At 67.4% G+C, this 23,897-nt stretch carries 21 protein-coding genes; 15 read left to right on the top strand and 6 right to left on the bottom strand.

Annotated elements, in window-relative coordinates:
* Positions 1 to 19 precede the first annotated feature (19 nt).
* Together Q8T13_02665 and Q8T13_02660 are read left to right on the top strand one after the other, a co-directional pair.
* Entirely contained in the window at positions 20 to 1,780 is a 1,761-nt protein-coding gene (locus Q8T13_02665) for a hypothetical protein (GenBank protein MDP3716649.1), read from the top strand.
* A gap of 1 nt (position 1,781) precedes the next feature.
* Positions 1,782 to 3,362: a M81 family metallopeptidase gene (locus tag Q8T13_02660; protein ID MDP3716648.1), complete on the top strand. Its 1,581-nt coding sequence runs from the start codon at positions 1,782 to 1,784 to the stop codon at positions 3,360 to 3,362.
* 22 nt (positions 3,363 to 3,384) lie between these two features.
* Here the strand turns inward: Q8T13_02660 and Q8T13_02655 are convergent, their stop codons facing one another.
* Positions 3,385 to 3,831 (bottom strand): PIN domain-containing protein, encoded by a 447-nt coding sequence (locus tag Q8T13_02655; GenBank protein ID MDP3716647.1) that lies wholly within the window; start codon positions 3,829 to 3,831, stop codon positions 3,385 to 3,387.
* Positions 3,828 to 4,073, bottom strand: a complete 246-nt coding sequence (locus Q8T13_02650) for a type II toxin-antitoxin system prevent-host-death family antitoxin (protein MDP3716646.1) — start codon at positions 4,071 to 4,073, stop codon at positions 3,828 to 3,830. The genes Q8T13_02655 and Q8T13_02650 overlap by 4 nt, the downstream gene beginning before the upstream one ends.
* A 117-nt stretch (positions 4,074 to 4,190) precedes the next feature.
* On the opposite strand from Q8T13_02650, the gene Q8T13_02645 reads away from it, so the two are divergent.
* Positions 4,191 to 4,664, top strand: a complete 474-nt coding sequence (locus Q8T13_02645) for a heme-binding protein (GenBank protein MDP3716645.1) — start codon at positions 4,191 to 4,193, stop codon at positions 4,662 to 4,664.
* 10 nt (positions 4,665 to 4,674) lie between these two features.
* Here the strand turns inward: Q8T13_02645 and Q8T13_02640 are convergent, their stop codons facing one another.
* Positions 4,675 to 6,927, bottom strand: a complete 2,253-nt coding sequence (locus Q8T13_02640; protein MDP3716644.1) for a TonB-dependent receptor — start codon at positions 6,925 to 6,927, stop codon at positions 4,675 to 4,677.
* Between the two features lie 196 nt (positions 6,928 to 7,123).
* Between Q8T13_02640 and Q8T13_02635 the strand changes: the two genes are divergently transcribed.
* Genes Q8T13_02635 through Q8T13_02615 form a run of 5 tightly spaced genes read left to right on the top strand, consistent with a single transcriptional unit; the run spans position 7,124 to position 11,340 of the window.
* On the top strand, positions 7,124 to 7,507 hold the full coding sequence (locus Q8T13_02635; GenBank protein ID MDP3716643.1) for an MbcA/ParS/Xre antitoxin family protein: 384 nt from the start codon (positions 7,124 to 7,126) through the stop codon (positions 7,505 to 7,507).
* Positions 7,473 to 8,216, top strand: coding sequence for an RES family NAD+ phosphorylase (locus Q8T13_02630; protein ID MDP3716642.1), 744 nt, complete (start codon positions 7,473 to 7,475; stop codon positions 8,214 to 8,216). Before Q8T13_02635 ends, Q8T13_02630 begins: the two co-directional genes overlap by 35 nt.
* Entirely contained in the window at positions 8,213 to 9,595 is a 1,383-nt protein-coding gene (locus Q8T13_02625; protein ID MDP3716641.1) for a GntP family permease, read from the top strand. Before Q8T13_02630 ends, Q8T13_02625 begins: the two co-directional genes overlap by 4 nt.
* A 51-nt stretch (positions 9,596 to 9,646) precedes the next feature.
* Positions 9,647 to 10,720: a transporter gene (locus Q8T13_02620; protein MDP3716640.1), complete on the top strand. Its 1,074-nt coding sequence runs from the start codon at positions 9,647 to 9,649 to the stop codon at positions 10,718 to 10,720.
* On the top strand, positions 10,666 to 11,340 hold the full coding sequence (locus Q8T13_02615) for a carboxypeptidase regulatory-like domain-containing protein (protein ID MDP3716639.1): 675 nt from the start codon (positions 10,666 to 10,668) through the stop codon (positions 11,338 to 11,340). Before Q8T13_02620 ends, Q8T13_02615 begins: the two co-directional genes overlap by 55 nt.
* A 38-nt stretch (positions 11,341 to 11,378) precedes the next feature.
* Here the strand turns inward: Q8T13_02615 and Q8T13_02610 are convergent, their stop codons facing one another.
* On the bottom strand, positions 11,379 to 12,647 hold the full coding sequence (locus Q8T13_02610) for a PQQ-binding-like beta-propeller repeat protein (protein MDP3716638.1): 1,269 nt from the start codon (positions 12,645 to 12,647) through the stop codon (positions 11,379 to 11,381).
* Positions 12,648 to 12,756: 109 nt separating this feature from the next.
* On the opposite strand from Q8T13_02610, the gene Q8T13_02605 reads away from it, so the two are divergent.
* From Q8T13_02605 to Q8T13_02590, 4 genes are read left to right on the top strand one after another with little or no spacing between them, the layout of a single operon-like run.
* Positions 12,757 to 13,878, top strand: a complete 1,122-nt coding sequence (locus Q8T13_02605) for a hypothetical protein (protein MDP3716637.1) — start codon at positions 12,757 to 12,759, stop codon at positions 13,876 to 13,878.
* 44 nt (positions 13,879 to 13,922) lie between these two features.
* Entirely contained in the window at positions 13,923 to 15,749 is a 1,827-nt protein-coding gene (locus Q8T13_02600) for a M28 family peptidase (protein MDP3716636.1), read from the top strand.
* A gap of 40 nt (positions 15,750 to 15,789) precedes the next feature.
* Positions 15,790 to 16,101 (top strand): Rieske 2Fe-2S domain-containing protein, encoded by a 312-nt coding sequence (locus Q8T13_02595; GenBank protein MDP3716635.1) that lies wholly within the window; start codon positions 15,790 to 15,792, stop codon positions 16,099 to 16,101.
* A gap of 38 nt (positions 16,102 to 16,139) precedes the next feature.
* A complete protein-coding gene (locus Q8T13_02590) occupies positions 16,140 to 16,499 on the top strand; it encodes a hypothetical protein (protein MDP3716634.1) in 360 nt (119 codons plus the stop codon).
* 16 nt (positions 16,500 to 16,515) lie between these two features.
* Here the strand turns inward: Q8T13_02590 and Q8T13_02585 are convergent, their stop codons facing one another.
* Positions 16,516 to 17,526 carry a hypothetical protein gene (locus Q8T13_02585; GenBank protein MDP3716633.1) on the bottom strand — a complete coding sequence of 337 codons (1,011 nt, stop codon included), beginning with the start codon at positions 17,524 to 17,526 and terminating at the stop codon, positions 16,516 to 16,518.
* A 65-nt stretch (positions 17,527 to 17,591) separates the two neighbouring features.
* A complete protein-coding gene (locus Q8T13_02580; GenBank protein MDP3716632.1) occupies positions 17,592 to 20,084 on the bottom strand; it encodes a thiamine pyrophosphate-dependent enzyme in 2,493 nt (830 codons plus the stop codon).
* A gap of 115 nt (positions 20,085 to 20,199) precedes the next feature.
* Between Q8T13_02580 and Q8T13_02575 the strand changes: the two genes are divergently transcribed.
* Genes Q8T13_02575 through Q8T13_02565 form a run of 3 tightly spaced genes read left to right on the top strand, consistent with a single transcriptional unit; the run spans position 20,200 to position 23,841 of the window.
* Positions 20,200 to 21,174 carry an endonuclease/exonuclease/phosphatase family protein gene (locus Q8T13_02575; protein ID MDP3716631.1) on the top strand — a complete coding sequence of 325 codons (975 nt, stop codon included), beginning with the start codon at positions 20,200 to 20,202 and terminating at the stop codon, positions 21,172 to 21,174.
* A 14-nt stretch (positions 21,175 to 21,188) separates the two neighbouring features.
* A complete protein-coding gene (locus Q8T13_02570) occupies positions 21,189 to 23,102 on the top strand; it encodes a histidine kinase (GenBank protein MDP3716630.1) in 1,914 nt (637 codons plus the stop codon).
* On the top strand, positions 23,065 to 23,841 hold the full coding sequence (locus Q8T13_02565) for a LytTR family DNA-binding domain-containing protein (protein MDP3716629.1): 777 nt from the start codon (positions 23,065 to 23,067) through the stop codon (positions 23,839 to 23,841). Before Q8T13_02570 ends, Q8T13_02565 begins: the two co-directional genes overlap by 38 nt.
* Positions 23,842 to 23,897: the final 56 nt, after the last annotated feature.

Genomic DNA, 23,897 nt, shown 5'->3' with positions numbered 1-23,897 from the left:
ATGGGTCTATACTCCGCCAATGGGCCCGTACCTCCATCGCCGTTTACTCTCGTTTCTCGCTGCGGCCGCCGGGCTGTGGCTGGCCGGCTCGCCGCTGCTCGTCGCGCAGGGCGGCGGACCGCTGCGCGTGCAGATCACAATCGCCGCGCCGCACCGCGCGAGCGCCCCCTTGGATGGCCGCTTGCTGCTCATGCTGTCGAAGCGCGAAGGCGATGAACCGCGCTTCCAGGTGTCGGACGGACCCACCGCCCAGCCGGTGTTTGGCATCGATGTGGATGGCTGGAGCGGCAGCACGCCGCAGGTGATGGACGAGGGCGTGTTCGGCTTTCCGGTTGCCAGCCTCGCGAACATTCCGGCCGGGACCTACACCGTGCAGGCACTGCTGCACCGCTACGAAACGTTTCGCCGGGCCGACGGGCACACGGTCAAGCTCCCGATGGACCGCGGCGAGGGGCAGCAGTGGAATCGCGCGCCCGGCAATCTCTACTCCACGCCCGCGCGCCTCGTCGTCGATCCGGCGCGTGGGGGTGCCATCGAGGTCGTGCTCGACCAGGTGATCCCGCCTATTCCGCCGCCCGCCGACACCAAGTACATTCGGCATGAGCGGATTCAGAGCGAGCGGCTGACGAAGTTCTGGGGCCGCCCGATGCACCTGGGCGCGAACGTGCTGCTGCCAGAGGGATGGGAGGCGAACCCCGGCGCGCGCTATCCGCTGTTCGTCTATCACGGCCACTTTCCGTACACGTTCACCGGCTTCCGGGAGACGCCACCCGATCCGAACCTGAAGCCTGATTTTGCGGCGCGGTTTCGCCTCGAGGGCTACAACCGCATCCAGCAGCAGCACGCCTACGACTTCTACCGTGAGTGGACCGGACCGAACTTCCCGCGCGCGATCGTGATCGAGATCCAGCATCCAACGCCGTTTTACGACGACAGCTACGCGGTCAACTCCGCCAACCAGGGCCCATACGGCGACGCCATCGTGCGCGAGCTCATTCCCTACCTCGAACAGAAGTATCGCGGCCTCGGGCAGGGATGGTCGCGGTTCATGTATGGCGGCTCGACCGGCGGCTGGGAGGCAATGGCCGCACAGGTGTTCTATCCCGACGACTTCAACGGCGCCTACATCGCGTGTCCCGATCCGATCGACTTCCGCGCCTTCACGGTCGTCAATCTCTACGAGGACACGAACGCCTACTACATCGACAGCGACTGGAAGCGCACGCCCCGGCCGGGGCGACGCAATTACCTCGGGCACGTCGACGCGACCCTCGAGGAGATGAACCAGCTCGAGCTGGTGCTCGGCACCAAGACGCGGTCGGGCCAGCAGTGGGACGTCTGGGAGGCGACCTACTCACCGGCCGGCCCCGACGGGTATCCCGCGCGCATCTGGGACCGGCGCACGGGCGCGATCGATCGGACGGTCGCCGAGTACTGGCGGGACCACTACGATCTCTCCTACATCCTGCGGCGCGACTGGGACAAGGGACTTGGCGCGAAGCTGCAGGGGAAACTCCACATCTATGTCGGTGACATGGACAACTACTACTTGAACAACGCCGTCTACCTGGTCGAGGAGTTCCTGAAGAGTACGACCTCGCCGCCGTACGGCGGCGAAGTGGACTACGGCGATCGCGCCGAGCACTGCTGGAACGGCGATCAGACGCGGCCGAACGCGCTGTCGCGCCTGCGCTATCACCAGATGTTCATCCCCAAGGCCATCGAGCGGATGCTGAAGACCGCGCCGGCCGGTGCGGACTTGAAGAGCTGGCGGTACTAGCGTGCCGCGATCATTTCGTTTCGTTGTCCTGATGCTCGCCCTGGTCGGCGCCGTGGCGTGTCAACCAGAGGCCGGGCGAGAGGCGGGCGGCACCGAGCCGCAGCGCTTCAAAGTGGCGGTCGCGCGCTTTCAGCATGAGACCTGCACGTTCTGCCCGGGCGGCGACCTCGGCATCGAGGATTGGACCCGCATCCGCGCGCCTTTTGGCGGTGCGGCGCTGCTCGACGACGATGATTCGTACGTGCAGGGCTTCGTGCGGATGGCACGTGAATTTGGCGACCTCGACCTGGTTGGCCTGACCTCACCCGGCGAAGCGTTCGGCGGCTCGTCGCGCGCCTGGACGACGAAGGAGGCCTTCGATCATTTCCTTGGGCTGATGCTCGACGACCTGCGGGCGGCGATGCCGGTCGATGGCGTCTATCTCGCGCTGCACGGGGCGATGGCGGTGCGCGAGGTGCCGCGGCCGGAAGCGGAGATCGCGCGCCGCTTCCGCGAGGTCGTCGGGCCGAACGTACCAATCGTCGGCGCGTTCGACCTGCATGGCAACGAAGACGAGGCGTTCCTCGAGGTGGCGGAGGGCTCGTTTGTCACCAAGCATTTTCCCCACTACGACTCGTGGTACCAGGGCGAGCGCGCCGCCATCTACCTGCGGCGGGTCATGCGCGGCGAGTACCAGCCGGTGCGCGTCACGAAAACGGTGCCGGTGGTCACCGCGACCGTGCTGCAGTGGACCGGCGCTGCGCCGGTCCTGGACATCATGGCGCGCGCGCGTCGGTGGGAGGATCAGTATCCCGGGGTCTTCGTCAGCGTGTTCCTCGGGTTTCCGTGGTCCGACGTGCCCGACATCGGCACGACGGTTCAGGTCATGACCAACGGCGATGCGCGGCTCGCCAACGAGGCGGCCAATGACGTGGCCTCGCTCATCTGGCGCCTCAGGGAGCGCTATGCAGCGCCGCAAAGCTACCCGCTGCCCGCCGACGCGGTGCGCCGTACGGAAGCGGCGATCCAGAGCGGCGCGACGCCGGTGGTGCTGGCGGACTACTGGGACCGTCCGGGCGACGGCACCTGGACGCTCAAGGCCCTGGTGGACCGCGGTGTCGGCAAGGTGCTGTACGCGGCGCTGACCGACGCCCCCGCCCTCGAGGCCATCTTCGCGGCAGACCTGCAGCCCGGCGCACGCTTCGAACGCGAGGTGGGCGGCTACACGGGTGAGCCTTCTGGGCCGCCAGTCCGGATCAGCGGCACGCTCAGGTGGAAAGGCGCGCGTTGGGGCTACGAGCGCGTGGCCGTAATCGATTTCGGCGCCGGCAACGTGCTGATTCTGACACCGGCATATCAGCAGATCACGATGCCCGAACAACTGCGCTTTGCCGATCTCGAGCCCGATCGCTTCGACGTGTTCGTGCTCAAGAGCCGCGCCCATTTCCGCCGCGGCTTCGACGACAACGGCTACGCCAAGACGATTCTGATCGTCGACGCGCCGGGCGACTGGTTCGGCACGACCCGGCTCGGTGCGTTGCGGTACGAACACGCGCCGCTCGGCCGGCTGTATCCGTTCGGCACAGCGGCGTTCACGCCCTGACGTGCTGACGCGGGCCGCCCGGTCAGGCGCTGACCAGGGCGTCGAGCAGTGGATGACGCCGCGGGGCGAACGGATTGGTGACGGTCACCCCGCGCCAGGTGAAGCCTTCCTGGAGATCCTCGGACAACAACAGCCGGCACCGCGCGTCGGCGGCCGCCGACAGCATGATCGCGTCCCACAGGCTCAGTTGGTGCGCATCGGCGAGATCGGTGGCCGCCAGTAACACGTCGTTCGAGGTCTCGATCAGGGGAAACGCATCACCCCAGCTGAGCACCGCGGCCGCGGCAACCGATCGAGACTTGCCGGCCTTGCGGACCAGAACCGTGAACAGCTCGCCGAGCGCCTGCACCGGCACCAGGGTGGATTCCGGAGGCAGCGCCTGCAGCAGGCCCAGCGCGGCGTCGCGATGCTTCGCGCCGTTGACACCTTCGGCATAGGCGAGGACGTTCGTGTCCACGGCCACGTTCATCGCTCGTCCTCGTACAGTTCGTCACGCGTCCAGCGACCAGCGTTGACCGGGCGGGCGGCGGCCAGGCGATCGAACAAAGTCTTGCGCGCCGACCGAGCCACGGTAGCTCCGGCGGCCACCGGCACAATGCGAGCCACGGGCCGCCCATGCGACGTGACGGTAAACGTCGCGCCGCCGCGCACTTTGCGCAGGAGCGCGGAGAAATCTCGGTTCGCGGTCGCAGCCGAAACGGCTTTGCTCATGGTACCTCCCACGAAGTAGGTATTTTACCTACTTCCAGCCGGCGCGGCAAGCCTGGGGGCGCAGGTGGGCGATAATGGCGTTCCACTGGCCATTGGCCGCTTGCAGATGGAGCTCACATGTTTCGATTCACTCCCGTCGTTGTCGCCCTCGCCCTGATCATCAGCGCGGCAGCAGCCCAGGCACAAACCGCCGATCGCAAGGTCATCACCCTTGATGGCGCCAAGGCAATCCTTGCCGCCGCCGAGGCCGAAGCCTTGAAGAACAAGTGGACGGTCGCGATCGCCGTCGTCGACGAGTCCGGCAACCTGATTGCTTTCCACAAGGTGGATGACACCCAGGTGGGCAGCATCGACATCGCCATCGGCAAAGCGCGCACCGCGGCGCGCATGAAGCGGCCGACCAAGGCGCTTGAAGACGCGGTCGCGGGCGGTCGCACGGTGATGCTGGCGATCGAGGGTTTGACGCCGCTCGAGGGTGGCGTGCCGGTGATGCTCGGTGGACGCGTGATCGGCGCCGTCGGCGTCAGTGGCGTCACCTCGCAGCAGGACGCGCAGGTGGCCCTGGCGGGCGTGGCCGCATTAAAGCAGTAGCGTTACCCGGTTAGAAGCCCAGCGTGTAGACGACCTTGAAACTGCGGCCGGCTTCGAGCAACTGGTCCTTCAAGTAGTTCAGGTGATTGCGGTACGACTCGTTCGCGGCATTGTCCAAACGCGCCGTGAAGGTGTGCAGGGCACCGCCGCGGGCGATCGAATACGAGCTGTAGAAACGCGCTGTCAGGTAACCGCCGGTCGGTGTCTCTTCGCCGTAGACGCGGGTCTGGTCCGATGCCACGGTGAAGCTGCCGCCTAATTGGAAGGCATTCTTCTGGTACTTCAAACCCGTCGTCACCCGGAACGGCGGAATCCGCGGCAGCGGCTCGCCAGTGTCCTTCAACTCTCCGGTCACCCAGTCAGCGGTCGATTCGAGGGTGAACAGGCTCGACAGCTTGAGATCGAGGTGCGCTTCGACGCCCATCAGCACGCTGTCGCGGCCGACGAACTCGACGAAGGGGAACTCGCCGTGGTCGTGGCCGCCCTCGCCGCCTGCCTCGTCTGCGATCCCGAAACGCTCGTCAAACTCGTCCTCGCGTTCCTCGAACTCTTCTTCGCTCACCGGATTGCGAAACACGTAGTTCGCGATGTCGTTACGGAAAAACGTGAGTTCAGCCTCGAAGCGGTCTGACCGACCACGCAGCGACAGGTCGAAACCGAGGCCCTGCTCGGCCTCGAGGTCGGGATTGCCGATCTCGAACGAGAAGTTACCAGGGTGCGGACCGAAGAAGTACAACTCCTCGAGGGCCGGAGCGCGGGCCGCGCGGGCGAGGCTGGCGGCAATCACGAAGTTATCGCTGGCCGCCTCCGGCTGAATCAGCAGGCCGAGCGAGCCCGACCACTCCGTGAAGTCACGCGCCGGCAGCACCCCGCCAGGCTCGTAATTCGTTTGATCGACACGTCCGCCAAACTGCAGCGTCGCGTGCGACCACTTCACTTCTTCGTACAGGAATGCCGCCAGGCTCCGCTGGTCAACCGGTGGCGACAGCGCCTCGGCGCCGGTGGCCTTGAAGGCGCGATCGAGAAACCATCCGCCGAGGCTGCCAACCAGGCGGCCGGTGGGACGATGCGACAGCAGCACCTCGCCCTCGACCGAGTCGTTGTTGAAGGTGGTGCCGACCTCGTCACCTTCCACCTCGGAGTGCTCGTAGCGACGCACGCCCACGGTGGCGCGGTATGACTGCAGCCATCCGCCCATCTCCGACGCGCCCGCCCGCGCGCTGAACGCGTGGCGCTTCGGCGTCAGGCTGATCTGGCCATCTTCCACGACCGGAATGCCGTAGCTGGTGTCGTCGTAGCCGTAGCTGGCACCCACATAGGAGTTGTCGCCGGTCCACGCGCCACCGACCTGGCCCATGGCCATGCGCGACTGGGAGTTGTCGACCTCGCCTTCGGGCGTTGAGATGTTCCCCGAGCGGCGGCTGGCGCCGCCGAAGTGGAAGGCGAACGTGCCATTGCCGACGTGCACGTCGCCGGCGCCCCCGGCCTGGCCGCCGTTGCTGCCCAAGTCCAGGGTAAAGTCGCCCGTGGTTTTGGTGGTCTTCTCGGTTGGAATCTGATCGGTGATCACGTTGACGAGGCCGCCAATCGCATTGGCGCCGTACAGCAGCGTGGCCGGGCCGCGCACCACTTCGATCCGCTTGGCCGCGGCTGGATTGATCGGCACGCCGTGGTCCGCCGACTGGCTGGACAGGTCGCCCATGCGCTGGCCGTCTTCGAGCACGACGACGCGGTCGCCGTCGAGACCGCGGATCACCGGCCGCGCCGGGCCGGGACCCAGGGAACGCATGGCCACGCCCGGCGACTCCGCCAGCGTGGCGCCAATCGTCGACTCCAGTTGCTTGGCCAGATCCTGGCCGGCCAGCACCGAGGTCGGCTGATACGACTCGAACTGCGGCCGCGCGTGGGGGCTGACCGACAGGATCTCGGCAAAGTGCAGGTCGAAATCGATCGACAGATTCAGGGTCGCCGGCGTGGTGCCCACGGTGACCTCGGTCCGCCTGGTCGTGTAGCCCTCGGCCCGCACGCCCACGTGGTACTGCCCGGGCGGCACCGCTTCGAACACGTAGTTGCCGTCCTCGTCGGCACGCACCTCGCGGCGCAACTCGTCGATGACGACGAGGGCTCCGGGCATGGGCAGGTTGGTCAGACCTTGCGTGACCCGGCCGCGGAGGGTGGTGCCGGTTTGCGCAGAGGCGGTGGGGGCGATGACGGCCGTAACGACCAGGGCGCCGATGACAAGAGCAGCTGACAGACGGATCATGACCTTCCTACGCTAGCCTCGCCGGCGCCGCTCCGCTACCAGTTCCCGCCTGCCGACGCCTGTGGACCGGTGAATGGTCGTTTCCGGCCTATGAACGGACTGGCCGCCCAAGCGAGGCCGCGTGGGCCGACCCTGGCTGGAGTCAGATGGTGTATTTGCTTTTGAAATAAGAATACAATATTATTTCTACAGAAACATGTTAAGCCTGTCGAGTTCGGCCGAGCCCAGCCCTGCGCAGGGGGCCGTCGTGACCAAGGCCGTCATTCGCGCTGCCGGCGCGCTTGAAGTTTCGAACAAGTCGCTGGCAAAGATCCTGGGACTCTCCGAAGCGAGCGTTTCGCGAATGGGCTCGGGCGCCTACGAGTTGCGGCCGGCGGACAAGACCTTTGAAGTGGCCATCCTTTTCCTCCGGCTCTTCCGCGCGCTCGATGCCATTGTCGGAGGCGACGAGGCAGTGGCGCGGGCCTGGTTGAAAAACGAGCACACGACGCTCGGGGGCTCCCCGGCGGTCTTGATCCAGTCACTGACCGGCCTCGTGAACGTCGTTGGCTACCTGGACGCCCGCCGAGCTCTCGTCTAGCACGCGCGGCCTCGGCGGCCGCTGCTGGCGCGTGGTCGAAGCCCAACATGTCGTCTCGACCATGAAGCTGGTGGATACGCTGGCCGAGCAGGCCCTGCTCGAGCGACTGCTCGAGGCGCACAAGCCGCCGGTCCCATCCGAGTGTCGCCACCTTCATTACCTGCTGGCCACGCCGTTTCGCTATGGCGCACCCTACCCGCGAGGCTCACGGTTTCGCCGGGCCGGGATGACGCCCGGGGTGTTCTACGCCTCGCAGTCGCCGGCCACCGCCATGGCGGAGGTCGCATTTCATCGGCTGTTGTTCTTCGCCGAGTCGCCCGGCACGCCGTGGCCCGCCAACGCCGCCGAGCACACGGCGTTCGCGGTGCGGTACCGCGCGCGGGCAGGACTCGACCTGACCGAGCCTCCCTTCGATGAAGATGCGGCGCTGTCGGATCCGAGCAACTACGAACCGTGCCAGGCATTGGCGGACGTCGCGCGCGCGGCCGGCGTGCAGGCCCTTCGCTATCGTTCGGTTCGCGATCCAAACGGTGGACAGAACGTCGCGCTGCTGACCTGCGCCACCTTCACGTCGCGCGAGCCGATCGAGCGCCAGACCTGGCGCCTTCAGCTGGGCGCGACCGGCGCCCGGGCCATCTGTGACAGTCCGCCGGCCCGTCTCGAATTCCTTGCACTTTCGCGGCCGGCGGGACATCCTCGGCGCGCATGATTGGCGTAGCCGGCATCCTCCTGTCCCTGGTTCTGCTGATGTATCTCGCCTACCGCGGGATCAACGTGCTGGTGCTGGCGCCGCTGTTGTCGCTGCTGGCCGCGCTCATGGGCGGCGACCCGCGCATGCTGGCGATCTACACGCAGGTGTTCATGGTCAGCCTCGGCGGGTTCGTGGCGAAGTACTTCCCGCTGTTCCTGCTCGGCGCGATCTTCGGCCGCCTGATGAGCGACTCCGGTTCGGCCACCAGCATCGCCCGAGCGATCGTGGCCAGGCTCGGCCCCTCGCAGTCGCTGCTGGCGATCGTGCTGGCCTGCGGCATCCTGACCTACGGCGGCGTGTCGGTGTTCGTTGTGGTGTTTGCGGCCTACCCGGTGGCGGTGGAGTTGTTTCGCGCCGCGAACACGCCCAAGCGTTTGATTCCGGGGGCGATCCTGCTCGGCGGCGCCACGTTCACGCTCAGCGGCATGCCGGGCACGCCGTCGATCCAGAACGCTATCCCGATGCCGTTCTTCGGCACCGATGCCTTTGCGGCGCCGGGGCTTGGCAGCGTCGCCGGCGTGGTGATGCTGGTGGTCGGCATGTGGTGGCTGAACGGCCGGGCGCGCCGGGCCGTGGCCGCCGGCGAGGGGTACGGCGATCATCCACACGACCTCGACCTCTCGCAGAGTCCGCATCAGCCGCCCCTGATGATCGCGCTGATCCCGCTGGCGATCGTGCTGCTGGTGAACCTGGCGATGACGTGGTGGGTCATTCCGGCCATGGACCTCGCGTACCTCGCCGAGCCGCGGTTCGGCGGCGTCGGCGTGAATGACGTCCGTGGCATCTGGGCGCTCGTCGCCTCGCTCGGACTCGCCATCCTCGTCGCCATCGCGCTGCACTGGCCGCGGTGGCGGGACCTGAAAGGGTCGGTGAACCAGGGCACGATGAGCTCGCTGCTGCCGATTTTCAACACCGCGTCAGAGATTGGCTACGGCGCGGTGATCGCGTCGCTGGCGGCGTTTGCCACGGTGCAGGCGGCGGTGATGGCGATCTCCTCCAACGTGCTGGTCTCGGAGGCGGTGGCCGTGAACATCATGGCCGGCATCACCGGCTCGGCGGCCGGCGGCCTGAGCCTCGCGCTCGGCATGCTGGGAAAGACCTACGCCGAGGCCGGCGCCGCGGCCGGCATCAGCCCGGAGTTGCTGCACCGCGTGGCGGCAATCGCTTCCGGAGGCTTGGACTCGCTGCCGCACAACGGCGCCGTGATCACGCTGCTCGGCATCTGCCGCCTGAGTCACCGCGAGTCGTACCTGGACATCTTCATGGTCTCGGTCGTCGGCCCGCTCGCGGCCCTGGCCGTCGTCCTCATTCTGGGCTCGACCGTCGGCGCGTTCTGACGAACACGGCACCGCTGGCGATTCGCCATCTGATCAGGCATAGTTCGGTCGTTGACGTCACTGCTTCTCGCCGGCACGCTGGTTCTGGCAAACCAGTTGCCGGCCGGCGGGCCTACGACCATCCCTGAAATGTGGGGCGCCTGGTGCGCGCGCTGCCATGCCGACGATGGCAGCGGCAAGGTGAAGGAGCCGACCATCACGGTCGAGCCGATGGACTTTACCGATTGCCGCGTCACCTCGCCAGAACCCGACGCCGATTGGGAACGCGCCATCGCCAAGGGGGGACCGGGCGTGGGTCTCTCGCCCGAGATGCCTGGCTTCGAAGATTCGCTGTCGCCTGAACAGATCTCCGGATTCGTTACGCACATGCGCAGCTTCTGCAAGGAAACCCGCTGGCCGAGCGGCAACAACAATTTTCCCCGGCCGATCATCACGGAGAAGGCGTTCCCCGAGAACGAGTTTCTGTTGCTGCCGGCTGTCAGCCACGAGTCAGAGCCGCAATCGGCGTCGGCCACCGACTTGAGCCTCGTCGCGGTCTACGAACGCCGCGTGGGCCGGCGGGCGATGTACGAAGTCGCCATTCCGTTCTACAACTGGGACTTCCAAACCGCACGCGACTCGGAGATCGGCGACGTGGCGGTGGCCTTTAAGTACGCTGCCTACGCCAGCAGCACCACGCCTCGGATTTTCTCATTCGGCCTCGAAGCCACGCTGCCCACCGGACAGGTCTACAAAGAGTTCGGCAAGGGCACGGTGGTTTTCGAGCCGTATGTCGCCGCCGGCACCATGCTGGGCGACTGGTACGTCCAGGCGAGCGCCAAAGTCGAACTGCCCGTGGACACGCTGGTGGACCGCGCGTATCTCTACAACCTGTACCTCGGCCGCGACACCAGCGCCGCACCAAATACCTGGACGCTCGGCGTCGAGTTGAACGGCGTAGAGCTGAACGGCGAGAATCGGGAACTATGGATCACTCCGCAGGTTCGCAAGGGCCTCACCGGCACGGGCGCACTGGCCGCGTCGCTCGGCGTGTCGATTCCGGTCAAGTACCGCGGCGAGAAAGTTGTGTCATGGGTCGGTTACTTACTCTGGGAATACTTGGAGCCATTTCGTGCGGCACGCTAGCGGCGCCGGCGTGGGCACAAACCGGCAGCGTCACGGGCACGATTACGACCTCGGCGAAAGGGCTGGCGCCCGTCCGCGTGACGATCGATCAGAAAGTGTGCGGCAACGAACTGCCCGACCACGCCATTGTCGTTGACGCCCAAGGCCGCCTCGCCAACGCCGTCGTCGTCTTGACGGGTGTAAAAGGGTCCGCGCCCGCGGAAACGATGGTCACCAACGACAAGTGCGCCTTTGCACCGCGCGTGGAAATTATGCGGCCCAACGGCAACCTCAAGACGACCAGCAACGACCCCGTGCTTCACACCACGAACGCGCAACTGGAGAACGGGCGGACGCTGTTCAACGTCGCGCTGCCAATCCCGGGCCTGACCATCACGAAGCCGATTGGCGCGGCGGGCACCGTGCGCCTGGGCTGCAACACCCACCCCTGGATGCGCGGCTGGGTGATCGTGACCGACCAGGCCGCCGCCGTCACCGCCGCCGACGGCCGGTTCACGATCGACAACGTGCCGCCGGGCACCTATGAGTTGCGGGTTTGGCACGAGGCGCTGAAGGGCGCGCCGCAGAAGATCACGGTCGCGGCCGGCAAGCCGGCCGACCTCACCGTGCAGATGAAATAGGGGACAGGCAACCCCAGAGAAGGGGTTGCCTCCACCAATCAGCGAATCGCGATCAACGCCTGATCCGTTCGCCAGTACCACGTGCCATCGACCAGCGCCGGCGACGCGAGCGTCCGCGCGCCCATCTCGTTGACGTGCAGCAGGTTGAACTTGCGCCCCTTCTGCACCACGAAGGTCTGCCCATCGTCATTCGTGAAAAAGATCTTGCCGTTCACGTGCACTGGCGACGCCGAGAACCCCTCGCGCTGCGCCACGCCCAGGCGCTCCTGGTAGACGAGCGTGCCCGTGGCCGCTTCGTAGACCGTGAGAATGCTCTGCATGTCGTTGATGAGATACAGCAGATCATCCACGACGATACCCGATGGCACGAAAGGTGAGCCCTTGGGCGAGTTCCACGCCACGTGGGTGGCGGTCACGTCGCCGCTGCCGCCGGGACGAATCGCGATCGTCGGACCCGCGCGTCCAGACGAGGCGATCACCAGGCCATGAGCGACCACCGGGGTGGGAATAACCTCGAAGGTCATGCCGCGCACGGTCCACAGCTCCTTGCCAGACGCCGGATCGTAAGCGGCGACGCGGCGCTGGCTGCTCACCACCAGTTCGTCGCGCTCGCCGGTGTTGAGCACGACGGCGGTGCCCCACCCGACGGTCTCGCTGCGCGGCGTCTCCCAAATGGTCTTGCCGGTCTTCTTGTCGAAGGCGCCGACGAACGCGCGCTGCCCCGGTGCCGGGTTGGCATCCTGGTAAATGAACACCCGGTCCTTGTAGAGCACCGGCGACCCGGCCGGGCCGTGGTAGTTGTCGATGATGCCGAACTTGCGGTGCCACACAATCTTGCCGCCAAAGTCGAACGCGACGAGGCCGTGGCGGCCGAACGAGGCGTAGACCAGCTGGCCGTCAGTCGCCGGGGTCGCCGAGGCGTAGCCGTTTTTTGCGTGCGGATACTCGACGCCGTTCTGCGGGATGTCGGTTTCCCACAGCTTCGCGCCGTCCTTGCGCGCGAACGCCAGCATCGACAGGCGCTGGCCCTGGTCGCGCGCGGTGGTCAGGAAGATGCGATCGCCCCAGACGATGGGCGACGAGTTGCCGCTGCCGGGTACGGCGACCTTCCACTGCACGCCGGTCGTGGCCGACCAGCGGTCGGTGTATTGCCCGGCGGGCACCTGGCCCTGCCCGGACGGCCCGCGCCATCGCGACCAGTACTTGGCGCCCTCGCCGGTCACCTCGATCATCTTCACATCGCCGGGCGCGGCCCCCACCGATGTCACCGCCAACGCCGCCAAGCCCAGCCACAGCCGAGGTTTCATAGCCCGATTCTAGGCCAGACAAGTCCGGTTTCGCCCTGCCACCCCGGGGCCAGTAGAATGAAGGCCTCCGGTTTGTGGGGACCAAATGCCAAACGCCTTGACGAATAGAGTGATTTCCACGGTATCCGTGTGCGCGGCGGCCGTATTGCTGTGGTCGACCGTGCCGGTAGCCAGCCAGGCGCCGTCGGAAGAGCGGTCGTTCCTGAGCCGGGTACGCCGCCTGACCGTGGACGGCAAGCGCGCCGGCGAGGGCTACTGGTCGCCCGACGGCAAGAAGCTGGTGTTCCAGAGCGAACGCGACCCGGCCAACCCGTTCTACCAGATTTTCGTGCTCGACTTCGCGACCGGCGAGACCAAGCGCATCTCGCCCGGCGTGGGCAAGACGACCTGCGCGTTCTTCCGGCCCGGCAGCAGCGAAATCATGTTCGGCTCGACGCACCTCGATCCCAAGTCGCTGCAGTATCAGAAGGACGAGCTCGACTTCCGCGCCTCGGGCAAGCAGCGGCGGTATGCGTGGGATTACGACCCCGAGATGGACATCTTCGCCTATGACGAGAAGACCGGCGCCATGAAGCAACTGACCACGGCCAAGGGCTACGACGCCGAAGGCGGCTACTCGCCCGATGGCCAGTGGATCGTGTTCTCGTCGATGCGCGATGCCTACAACCGCACACTGTCGGCCGCCGAACAGAAGCAGCTCGAGCTCGACGCCTCGTACTTCGCCGAGGTCTACGTCATGAAGGCCGACGGTTCGGAGCAGAAGCGGCTGACCGACTGGGCCGGCTACGACGGCGGCACGTTCTTCACCAGGGATGGCCGCATCGTGTGGCGCCATTTCGAGGAGAACGGGCTGGTGGCCAATGTCTGGACGATGAAGATGGACGGCAGCGACAAGAAGCAGATCACCGACTTCGGCGCCATGAGTTGGGCGCCGTACGAGCATCCGTCAGGCGAGTACTTCATGTTCGCCTCGAACAAGCTGGGCTTCGAGAACTTCGAGGTCTTCATCGTCGACAAGGACGGCGCCAGGGAGCCGGTGCGCATTACCTATACCGACGGCTTCGACGGGCTGCCGGTGCCGTCGCCGGACGGCACACAAATCGCGTTCACGTCGAGCCGCGGCGGCGGCACGGGCTCGGCCGGGCAGATTTATCTCGCACAGTGGAATCACCAGGCGGCGATGGCAGCGTTGAAAGCCGCGCCGCCGCGGACACCTCCAGCGAAGAAGTAGTGCCAGAAGGCCGGGACTTTAGTCCCGGCGGACGGAGAAGCATCATGCGAAAAGCCATTCAAGTTGTCGTTCTGGTCTGGGCCACAGGCGTTCTCGGGACCGCGCCCCACGCGCAGACGGCCACCGCCGTCAAGTCGCGCACCCAGGTGCATGTTGAAACGCTGGCCTCGCCGAAGTTCGAGGGCCGCTTCACCGGTTCGCCCGGCGAGAAGCTGGCCGGCGACTACCTCATCAGCGAGCTGAAGCGCATGGGCGCCCAGCCGCTGCCCGGGCTCACCGATTTCCGCATCCCGTTCACGTTCACCGCCGGCTCGAAGGACGGTGGCACCACGCTCACCATCACCAACGACGGCGGGACGGCGCAGACGGTCACGGGCGCGGCCAGCGTGCAGGCGCTGTCGTTTTCTGACAACGCCGAGGCGTCGGGACGCGTCGTGTTTGCCGGCTATGGCCTGGTCGTGCCCGAAGCGCAGAACTTCGGCTACGACAGCTACGTGGGCCTCGAGGTCAAGGACAAGATCGTGGTCGTGCTCCGTTACTTCCCGGAAGACGCGGACCAGAAGACCCGCGCGATCCTGGCGCGCTACTCGGACCTGCGCTACAAGGCCCAGGCGGCGCGCCAGCGCGGCGCCAAGGGCATGATCGTCGTCACCGGCCCGCGCTCGCCTAATGCCGGCGCGGTCGTGCCCATGAGCTTCGACACGGCGATTGCCGGCTCGGGCATTGCCGCCGCGAGCGTCAGCGGCGAGGCCATTGCGCCGATCATGACGGCGGCGGGCAAGTCGCTCGACGCGGTGCAGAAGGAATTCGACAGCGGCAACCCGCACGTGTCGGGCTTCGCCATTCCCGGCATCACGGTGACGCTCAAGGCCAACGTGATTCGCGAGCAGCAGACCGGCAACAACGTGGTCGCGTACCTGCCCGCGACCGCGCCGGTGACCGGCGTCGCCAAGCCGTGGGTCGCGGTCGGCGCGCACTACGATCATCTCGGCCGCGGCGGCGCCGGCAATTCGCTCGCCAGCAAGGACGAAGTGAACCAGGTGCACCACGGTGCCGACGACAACGCCTCGGGCACGGCGACGGTGCTCGCCATCGGCGAGGCGTTCAGCCAGCAGCCGCGCAAGCGCCACCTGCTGCTCGCCTTCTGGTCGGGCGAAGAGCTCGGCCTGCTCGGGTCGAATGCCTACGTGACCACGCCGCCCGTGCCGCTCGACGCCCACGCGGCGTATCTCAACTTCGACATGGTCGGCCGCGTGGCCGACAACAAGCTGACGGTGCAGGCCACCGGCACCAGCGCGATGTGGCCGCGGCTGCTCGAGCAGGCGAACATCGCGGCCGGGTTCGACCTGGTGCTGCAGGAAGATCCCTACCAACCGACCGACGTTGGCAGCTTCAACACCGCCGGCGTGGCGTGCCTCACCTTCTTCACGGGCGCGCACCCGGAGTACCACCGGCCCAGCGACACCGCCGACAAGATCAACTACGAGGACCTGGTCCGGGTCGGCGAGCTGGCGGGCGGGATCGTGCGGCGGCTGATGGACTCGGCGGAAGTGCCGCTGTTCACCAAGGTCGAACGGAAGACCGAGACCGGCGGGCGCGCGGGCATGCGGTTGTTCACCGGCACCATCCCCGACTACGCGTCCGACGTGAAGGGCCTGTTGCTGGGCGGCGTGATCGGCGGCGGACCCGCGGAGCAGGCCGGGCTGGCCAAGGGCGACGTCGTGATCGAGATTGCCGGGCAGTCGATCACCAACATCTACGACTACACCTTCGCGCTGGAGTTGCTCAAGATCGGCCAGCCGGCGAAGGTCGTTTACATGCGCGGCGGCGAGAAGCGCGAAACCTCGCTCACGCCGGCAGCCAGGAAGTGAGTGCCAGGAGGGCCGGGCCTTCAGGCCCGGCCACGCGGCGATGACAGAGTTCGTGAACGTCGGCCGGGTGGCCGACTTCACCCCGGGCGCGGGCAAGATGGTGGTGGTCGGCGGCCGCCACGTGGCGGTGTTCCGGCTGGGCGACACCTTCCACGCCCTCGACAACATGTGCCTGCACCGCGGCGGGCCGCTCTGCGAGGGGCCGATCGCCCGGGGAGTAGTGACCTGCCCGTGGCACGGGTGGTCGTTTGAGATTGCGACCGGGACCATGGTGCAAGACCCGCGGGTGGGCGTGTCGCGTCACGAGGTTCGCGTGGCGGACGGCGAAATCGCCGTCCGCTTGACCGATTGATCTGCTAGGCTCGTTCGACCACTTTCCTGGAGGCTTACATGTTCCGAGTTCTGTCGTTGGCGGTGGCGTTCGCAGTCGTTCTCGGGGTCGCGCCGCGCGCGCAGGGTTCGGTGACCGGCGCGTGGGACCTCAGCATCAACGGTCCGCAGGGCCCGATTACCGCCGCCGCCACCCTGGCGCAGGCGGGCGAGGAAGTTACCGGCACCATCGAAAGCCCCCAGGGCACGGTCCCGGTGAAGGGCACGCTCAAGGGCAAGACGCTGGCGCTGATGTTCAGTGTCGACGGTCCGCAGGGCCCGCTCGAGATCAAGGTGAACGGCGAGGTCGAGGGTGACTCGATCACCGGCATGCTCGATTTCGGCATGGGCCAGGCCGACTTCACCGCCAAGAAGAAGTAGGCCGCCGGCCGGCGGCTTACTTCGACTGGGAAAAGCCCGCAGGCAACGCGACCGACGCGGCATCGACGTCGGTCGTCAACTTCAGCATTTCCACCGACGTCGTCATGATGACCGCGCGCGCGGGTGTGCTGCTGCCCTTCTCGGCGCCCTGCGTCATCTTCTTCAAACCGCCGAGCATGCCGCCGAGGCCTCGCTTCCTGGGCTCCTCGGGCGGTGGCGGCGCTGCGGCTGCCTGGTTCGCGGTGCCGGGCGGCACCGACTCGACCTTGGTTTCGGTCAGGATCGCCGTCCCCGAAAGCTTGCCGCCTTCCGCCTGCATCTTGTCGAACGCCGGCTTGATCTGTGGATACATCGCCATCGCCATGGCCATGTCCTGCGCGGAGGCGCCGGCGACGGCCGGGCCATAGAGTTTCTGGGCATAGCGCATATCGAAGTCGGTCAGTTCCTTCGTTGACGGGGCGTTGGGGGTCAGCCACGTGTCGGTGACCATCACCACGCCACCCGACTGATCGAGGGTCTTGCCCTTTTCCCGAACGGTGACGGTGATCACGCTCTTGGTGGTGTCGAAGCCGTTGATGGTGCGCGTCTCGGCCGTGTTCTTGATCTCGAAGTCGACCTCGTATTCTTTCGCGTTGGGATCCTTCTCGGTCGGCTCCTCGGGCTCGTTGGCCTGCTCGCGGGCGTTCTTCTCGGCCTCGCGCTTCGCCTCTTCCAGCTGCTGGCGCAGCTCCGCGAAGGTGGTGACCTTGTAGGTTTTCTTCTTGAGGTCGAGGTCGTAGATCTTCTCCTCGGCCAGGTCGATGATCTGACCGGTCGAGTCCGACATGGTGGCCTTGCGGTCGCCCTTGACGGCCACGGTTGACGTCACGCCCTCGCGCGCGCCCTTGCCGCCAAACATGTTGACCAGCTTGCCGATGGCGCCACCCAACTGGAACTTGACGCGTTGGTCGGTGCGGACGTCGGCGCTGACGGAGGTGGTGGCGGCCGCCACCAGGAGGATGAACGCAAAAACGCGGGCTCGAGTCATGGGTACCTCTCCACTACACGGCGGGGGCTGAAGCCCCCGCCCTCCATTATCGCTGACCGACAACCTTAATAGCTGACCAACAACTTCGCGGCGGCCTGGATTTCCTGCTCGCTGACCAGGAACACCTCTTCGAGCGGCGGTGAATACGGGACGGGCGTGTCGAGCGCGCCGAGGATCCGGATGGGGGCATCGAGCGCTTCGAATGCCTCTTCCTGGATGATCGCCGCCAGGCTTTCGCCAATGCCTCCCGTGCGCGAATCCTCGTGCACGATCAGCACCCGGTTGCAGTGCCGCGTCACGGCGAGAATGGCCTCGCGATCGAGCGGCGCCAGGCTGCGCAGGTCGAGCACCGACGCTTCAATGCCTTCCGCCGCCAGCTTCTCGGCCACGCGCATGCAGTGGTGCACGTAGGCCCCGTACGAAATCATCACCAGGTCCGCGCCCGCCCTCCGTAGCGCTGCCTTCCCGATCGGGCACGGCGCGGGAGCGTCGGCGGGCAAGGCCTGCTTGACGCGCGGATCGCGGTAGAGCGCGATGTGCTCGTAGAACAGCACCGGATCCGGATCCGCCACCGCCGCCGCCATCAGGGCGCGGGCATCTTCCGGGGTTGAGGGGACGACGATCTTGAGGCCGGGCGTGCGGTAGAACCACGGCTCGGTGTTCTGGCTGTGGTACGGGCCGGCATGGCGCAACCCGCCCCACGGCATGCGCACGACCATGGGCACGCTGCCGCCCCACCGGTAGCGAATCTTCGCGGCGTTGTTGACCAGTTGATTGAAGCCGGTAGCCACGAAGTCGTTGAACTGCATCTCGCCGATCGGCCGCTGCCCGGCCAGCGCCGCGCCGACGCAGACGCCGAGCACCGCGCCTTCGGCCAGCGGCGAGTTGCGGATGCGGCTGCCGTAGTCCTTCAGTAACGGGCGCAACAGCAGGAACGCGTTGCCGTAGTGCCCGCCGACGTCTTCGCCGTAGACGAACACGCGCGGATCGGCCGCGAGCGCATCGCCGACGCCGAGCATCACCGCTTCGAGAAAGGTGTTGCCCTTCTTGTCGAATGGCAGCCCCGGCTCGAGCGCCGGCAGCGCGGCGATGGTGGGCACCGCCAGCCGGAGCGCCGGCTCCAGCACCTCGATGCGCTCGCGCGGCGCTTCGTCGTAATGCACCCCGACGCCGGCCATTTCCGGGCGCGGCCACGGCGCGTCGATCACGAGCTGTGCCTGGCGGCCGACCAGCTCGTCGGCCCAGGCCTTGATCGCGTCGAGCTCGCCGGCCTTGATCACGCCTTCGCTCTCGAGGCGGCGCGCGTACATCGGAATGGGATCGCGCTTGGCCCAGTACTCGTACAACTCGCGGTTGGCGTAGCCGGTCTCGAACAGCTGGTGATATTCCCACGACGGCGGCTGATCCTTGCCGAGGTACAGCATGTCGTCATGGTGCGCGTGGCCGCACATCCGCATCGCCACCACTTCGATCAGCGTGACGCCTTCGCCGGCGCGCGCGCGCTCGGCGGCCCAGGTGAAGGCGGCGGCGACCTCGTCCGGGTCGGTGCCGTCGATGGTCACGCCGGGAATGCCGTAGCCGGCCGCCTTGTCGGCGAACACGCGGGTCGCGGAGTTGTCGCGCACCGGCGTCGACAGCGCCGTCTGGTTGTTCTGCAGGCAGAAAACGGCCGGCAGCTTGGCCGCCGCGCACGCGTTGATGGCCTCGTGCCATTCGCCCAGCGACGAGCCGCCTTCGCCAATGAACGACAGCGCGATGCGATTACTCTTCTCGAGCGCGAAGGCCATGGCCATGCCGGCCATGGTCAGCGAGCCCACGGCGAGCGGCGCCGCGGCCGGCAGCACGCCCCACTCGAAGTCGCCGGTGTGCAGGTCCTTGCCGTCCATGGGCGGTCCCGACTTGCCCATCTGGGCACGCAACACCATGGCCACGGCCTCTTCGTCGTGACGCATCGCCAGCGTCATGCCGAGATCGCGAATCACCGGCGCCAGCACGTCGCCGCCCCAGGTGCCGTCGGCCTTGCGGTAGCTCGCGCCGCGGTGCAGGCGAATGGCGCCGGCATAAATCGCCTCTTGTCCCAGCGAGCGGAAGCCCTTGCCCTGGAACGCCATGTCGCCCCAGCGCACCTCGCCGCCCATGAAGAACTGCTTCAGGCGATTGTCGACGCTACGCGTGAGGCACATCCCCTTGAGAATTTCCTTGCGCTCGGCCTTGGTCAGCGACGCCTCGATCGCGGCCCGCCGCAAGAACCCGTCGCACGCGTCCACCACTTCAGCCCGCGCCTGCTCGAGCCGCTTGATGGCCGAGGTGCCCGGGGTGGTCTCGGCAATGCCCTCCGGTGCCGCGATCTGGTCGTACAGCGACTTCGTCAGCGCGCGCCGAAACGGGGGCCGAGCCGCGTCGAGCTTCACGGCGTCGCGACTCTTGATGTCGCCGATGCCCGAGGCGTCGAACGCCTCGAGGGCGAACTTCAGGGCGAAGGGATGGCGTTCGGCGACAAACGCGGCGAAACGGCTGGCGAGCCCGGTGAGGCGGGTGGCATCAGTGGTACGCGACATGCAGACGCCATTGTACCGAATGCGCGTCTTCTCGCTGGCTCTCGCGTGCGCCTGTCTCGCCGTCTCGTCCGGTTGCCGAACCGCTGCCGTTTCTGAGCGCTCCGCTTCACCGTGCGTGGCACGGCTGGCACAGGTCGACGGCCAGGCGGTGGCGTGGCATCCAGGCCCCACAGGTGATGCCTTCCAACTGGACCGCTGGTGCCGCGCAGTAGGACCGCCCATCCTCGTGCCGCAGCCCGGCTCACCCAAATCGGACGCCCCCCCGGCCCTCGAAGATCTCGTGGTGGTGACCTGGAACGCCCACCTGGTCGAAGGCCGGCTGCCGGAGCTGGTGCGCGCGTTGCGTTCCGGCGCGCTGACCGGCGGCGCCCCCGTCGATCACTTCGTGCTGCTGATCCAGGAGGCGTATCGCCGGGGAGCGGACGTGCCGCCCTTTCCCGAGGACGGGCGGGCGGCGTTTGGGATCGTGCCCCGCGATCCGCATGGACCGGACGCGATCGCCGAGGCCGTGTCCCTGGGGCTGGCGGTCTGGTACGTCCCGTCGATGCGGAACGGGCCCGAGATGCCCGAAGATCGCGGAAGCGCGGTCGTCTCCACCGAACCGCTGAGCGCACCGCAGGCGTTGGAGCTCCCGCTCGCGCGTCAGCGGCGGGTCGTCGCCGGAGCCACGGTGGCGGTTCGCACCCGGCGCGGCCACGAGCGTCTGCAGTTGTGGAGCGCGCACCTGGAACCGGTGAGTTCGCCACGGACGTTGTGGCTGTTCCACAACCCGCGGCCCGCGCAGGTGCGCGCCATCCTGTCGGTCCTGGCGACCCAGGCCGTGGCCGGCGCCGCCCCATCGGCGGGTGTGGTGCTTGGCGGCGACTTCAACACGATCAGAAACGGCGACGATGAAGGCGCATACGCGTTGGCGCGGGAATGGTCCACCAGCCTGGCCGCCGAAGATGGCCGCCGGACCCATCTGATGGGACGGCTCGACTACCTGTTCTTCCGGCTCGCCGGGAGCTGGCAGGCCCAGGCGCGCCGTGCCGACGACCGCTACGGCTCTGACCACTACCCGGTCGCCGGCCAGTTCCTCCCGTCGCGCTAGGCTAGAATCGATCCGTGATCGCGCCGAACGCGGCGGAGGTACTCAACCTGGTCGGCTTCGTCACCGGCACGGCGCTGTACGCCATGCTGCTGGCGCTGGTGCTGCGCGGTACGCCTGGCGCCAAGGTTCAGGACCACCCTCCCCCACCGTACCTGCCGCTCGCGACTGGCGTGCTCGGCCTGATCTGGAACCTCGGCGAACTGGCCGCGTATTCCCTGCCGCGGCTGGGCTATTTCAACGAGTCGATTGGCCTGTGGGCGATCGCGTTCCCGGCGCTCGGCCTGCTGGCCGCCGTCGTTGTGCATTCGGTCGCCCGCGCGCTGCCGCGCGGCGTCGTCCTGACCGTGATCGCCTACGGCTGCAGCATCGTTGCCTCGGTGCTGCACCTGCAGACGGTGATCACCGGCAATCCGGAACCTTCGTCACTCGCCTTTCTGATCCTGACTATTTGCTACGGCCTGATCATCCTGGCGCTCGGCGTACTCACGCGGGCGCAGGCGAATGGCCAGCGGGTGCTGTGGGTGTTGGCGCTGGCGCTGTTCGCCGTGTCGGCCTCGCACCTGGGCCGCTTCCACGCGGCGGCCGACGGCTGGGCGGTGGAGCTCGTCGGCCACCACGCCGCCATTCCCCTGGCGTTCGCCATCCTCTACCAGGACTACCGCTTCGCGCTCGCCGACTTGTTCCTGAAGCGCGCGCTCACGCTAATCGCGCTCGTCGCGATCGCCTTCGCGGGCTACAGCCTGGCGACGCTGCTGCCGGCCGGCCCGCTGGCCGCCAGCCTGTTGATGGCGCTATGGGTCGCGACCTCGCTCGTCTCGCCCTGGCTGCACCGGCTCATTGTTCGCTTTGTCGATCACTCGCTGCTCGGCCGCACCGACTACGCCGCGCTTGCGGCAGGCATCGGGCAGGCGCTGCAGGCGCGCAATAGCATCGACGGTGTGCTCGAGATGGTGGCCGAGCGGCTGGCGCCGGCGCTTGATGCGCGGCGCGTGTGGTGGGGGGAGGACGGCGCCGCGGCCGGCGGCGGTCTGCCACGGACCACGCAGGCGCTGGTGCCGACGACCGACCTGCCCCGCTACGTCGTCAACGTCGGCGAGCTCACCGGCGGCCGGCGGCTGCTGTCGGACGACCTGGCGCTGGTCGAGACGGTGGTGGCCACCGCGGCGCGGCGCATCGACCAGATCCGGCTCACGCACGAGCGCTACGAGGTGCAGCTGCGCGAAGAGGAGATGCAGAAGCTGACTGCCGAAGCCGAGCTGAAGGCGCTGCGCGCGCAGGTCAATCCGCACTTCCTGTTCAACGCGCTCACCACCATCGGCTACCTGATCGAATCGGCGCCGCCACGCGCCATGAACACGCTGATGCAGCTGACGGCGCTCCTGCGTGGCGTGTTGCGGTCCGAGGGCGACTTCACTACCCTGGGCCGCGAGATCGAACTGGTCGAGCACTACCTGAAGATCGAGCACGAACGCTTCGAAGAACGCCTGCGCGTGCACGTGAACGTGCCGCAGGCCTTGCGGCACTTGCGCATTCCGGCGCTCGTGGTCCAGCCGCTCGTGGAGAACGCGATCAAGCACGGCGTCGCACCGAGCACCACCGGCGGCGACGTCGAAGTGGCGGCCCTGCTCGATGCGGTCGATGGCGTCGAACGGCTGCACATCGTGGTTCGCAACACCGGCGCGCCGCTGCACCCAGGAGCCTTGCGCGACCTCGGCCGGCCCACGATCCCGCCAGGGGCGAAGGTGGGCGTCGATAACGTCAGGCGCCGGCTGGCGGGGCACTACGGCGCGAGTGCGACGTTGACACTGGCCGCCGAGGCCGGCCGCGGCACGGTCGCCGAGCTCGTGGTGCCACTCGCCACGGCTGCCGAACTGGAAAAGGACGATCGAGATGCCCAAGCTGTTGCGGGTCGTACTGGCCGACGATGAGCGGCCGGCCCGCCGCTTCCTGATCAACCTGCTCAAGACCTTCCCGGATGTCGAGGTGGTGGGCGAGGCGGCGAATGGCACCGATGCCATCGACCTGATCGAGACCCTGAAACCCGACCTGGCGCTGCTCGATCTCAACATGCCGGAGGCCGGCGGGCTCGACGTGGCGCGGCTGGTGACGGCCGGGGCGACGCCGTCGATTGCCTTCGTCACGGCGTACGACGAGTTCGCGGTGCAGGCGTTCGAGTTGAACGCCGTCGACTACCTGCTGAAACCGGTGGATCGCGACCGGCTCGCGACCACCCTCGATCGGGCGCGGACGCGCGCTGGCGCGAGCGAACCCGAGCGCGCCCAGGGACTGGCGGCCGCGTCGGCGGCGCTCGACACGGCCGTGCGCCCGACGTATCTCGAGCGCATCCCGGTGCGGCGGCGCGAGGAAACGGTGATCCTGCCGGTGCGGCAGATCGCGTCGGTGGTCGCCGAGGGCGACCTGCTCCACCTCACCACCGCGACCAACGAGCGCTTCACCATCTCGCACCGCCTGCACGCGCTCGAAGCGCGGCTCGACCCGCGGCGGTTCGTGCGTCTCAGCCGCGGCACGCTGGCGGCAGTGGATCAGATCCAGAAGGTCAGCCCGATGCCGGGCGGGACCTACCAGGTGCAGATGGTGAACGGACAGACGCTGTCAGTCAGCCGCATCCAGGCGCGGGTCCTGCGCGACACCTTGCTGCGCATCTGAATCAGGGATCAGGGATCAGGGATCAGGGATCGGGGATCGGGGATCGGGGATCGGGG

This window comes from Acidobacteriota bacterium, assembly GCA_030697165.1.
Lineage (GTDB): Bacteria > Acidobacteriota > Vicinamibacteria > Vicinamibacterales > UBA2999 > 12-FULL-67-14b.
This window is presented reverse-complemented; position numbering and strand designations above follow the sequence as displayed.

Excerpts from the sequence above, each read along its gene's own strand:
- Q8T13_02665 (MDP3716649.1), top strand. The coding sequence starts at position 20 with ATGGGCCCGTACCTCCATCGCCGTTTACTCTCGTTTCTCGCTGCGGCC.
- Q8T13_02655 (MDP3716647.1), bottom strand. The coding sequence starts at position 3,831 with ATGAACGTGGCCGTGGACACGAACGTCCTCGCCTATGCCGAAGGTGTC.
- Q8T13_02650 (MDP3716646.1), bottom strand. The coding sequence starts at position 4,073 with ATGAGCAAAGCCGTTTCGGCTGCGACCGCGAACCGAGATTTCTCCGCG.
- Q8T13_02645 (MDP3716645.1), top strand. The coding sequence starts at position 4,191 with ATGTTTCGATTCACTCCCGTCGTTGTCGCCCTCGCCCTGATCATCAGC.
- Q8T13_02640 (MDP3716644.1), bottom strand. The coding sequence starts at position 6,927 with ATGATCCGTCTGTCAGCTGCTCTTGTCATCGGCGCCCTGGTCGTTACG.
- Q8T13_02635 (MDP3716643.1), top strand. The coding sequence starts at position 7,124 with ATGTTAAGCCTGTCGAGTTCGGCCGAGCCCAGCCCTGCGCAGGGGGCC.
- Q8T13_02625 (MDP3716641.1), top strand. The coding sequence starts at position 8,213 with ATGATTGGCGTAGCCGGCATCCTCCTGTCCCTGGTTCTGCTGATGTAT.
- Q8T13_02615 (MDP3716639.1), top strand. The coding sequence starts at position 10,666 with ATGGGTCGGTTACTTACTCTGGGAATACTTGGAGCCATTTCGTGCGGC.
- Q8T13_02610 (MDP3716638.1), bottom strand. The coding sequence starts at position 12,647 with ATGAAACCTCGGCTGTGGCTGGGCTTGGCGGCGTTGGCGGTGACATCG.
- Q8T13_02600 (MDP3716636.1), top strand. The coding sequence starts at position 13,923 with ATGCGAAAAGCCATTCAAGTTGTCGTTCTGGTCTGGGCCACAGGCGTT.
- Q8T13_02595 (MDP3716635.1), top strand. The coding sequence starts at position 15,790 with ATGACAGAGTTCGTGAACGTCGGCCGGGTGGCCGACTTCACCCCGGGC.
- Q8T13_02590 (MDP3716634.1), top strand. The coding sequence starts at position 16,140 with ATGTTCCGAGTTCTGTCGTTGGCGGTGGCGTTCGCAGTCGTTCTCGGG.
- Q8T13_02585 (MDP3716633.1), bottom strand. The coding sequence starts at position 17,526 with ATGACTCGAGCCCGCGTTTTTGCGTTCATCCTCCTGGTGGCGGCCGCC.
- Q8T13_02580 (MDP3716632.1), bottom strand. The coding sequence starts at position 20,084 with ATGTCGCGTACCACTGATGCCACCCGCCTCACCGGGCTCGCCAGCCGT.
- Q8T13_02565 (MDP3716629.1), top strand. The coding sequence starts at position 23,065 with ATGCCCAAGCTGTTGCGGGTCGTACTGGCCGACGATGAGCGGCCGGCC.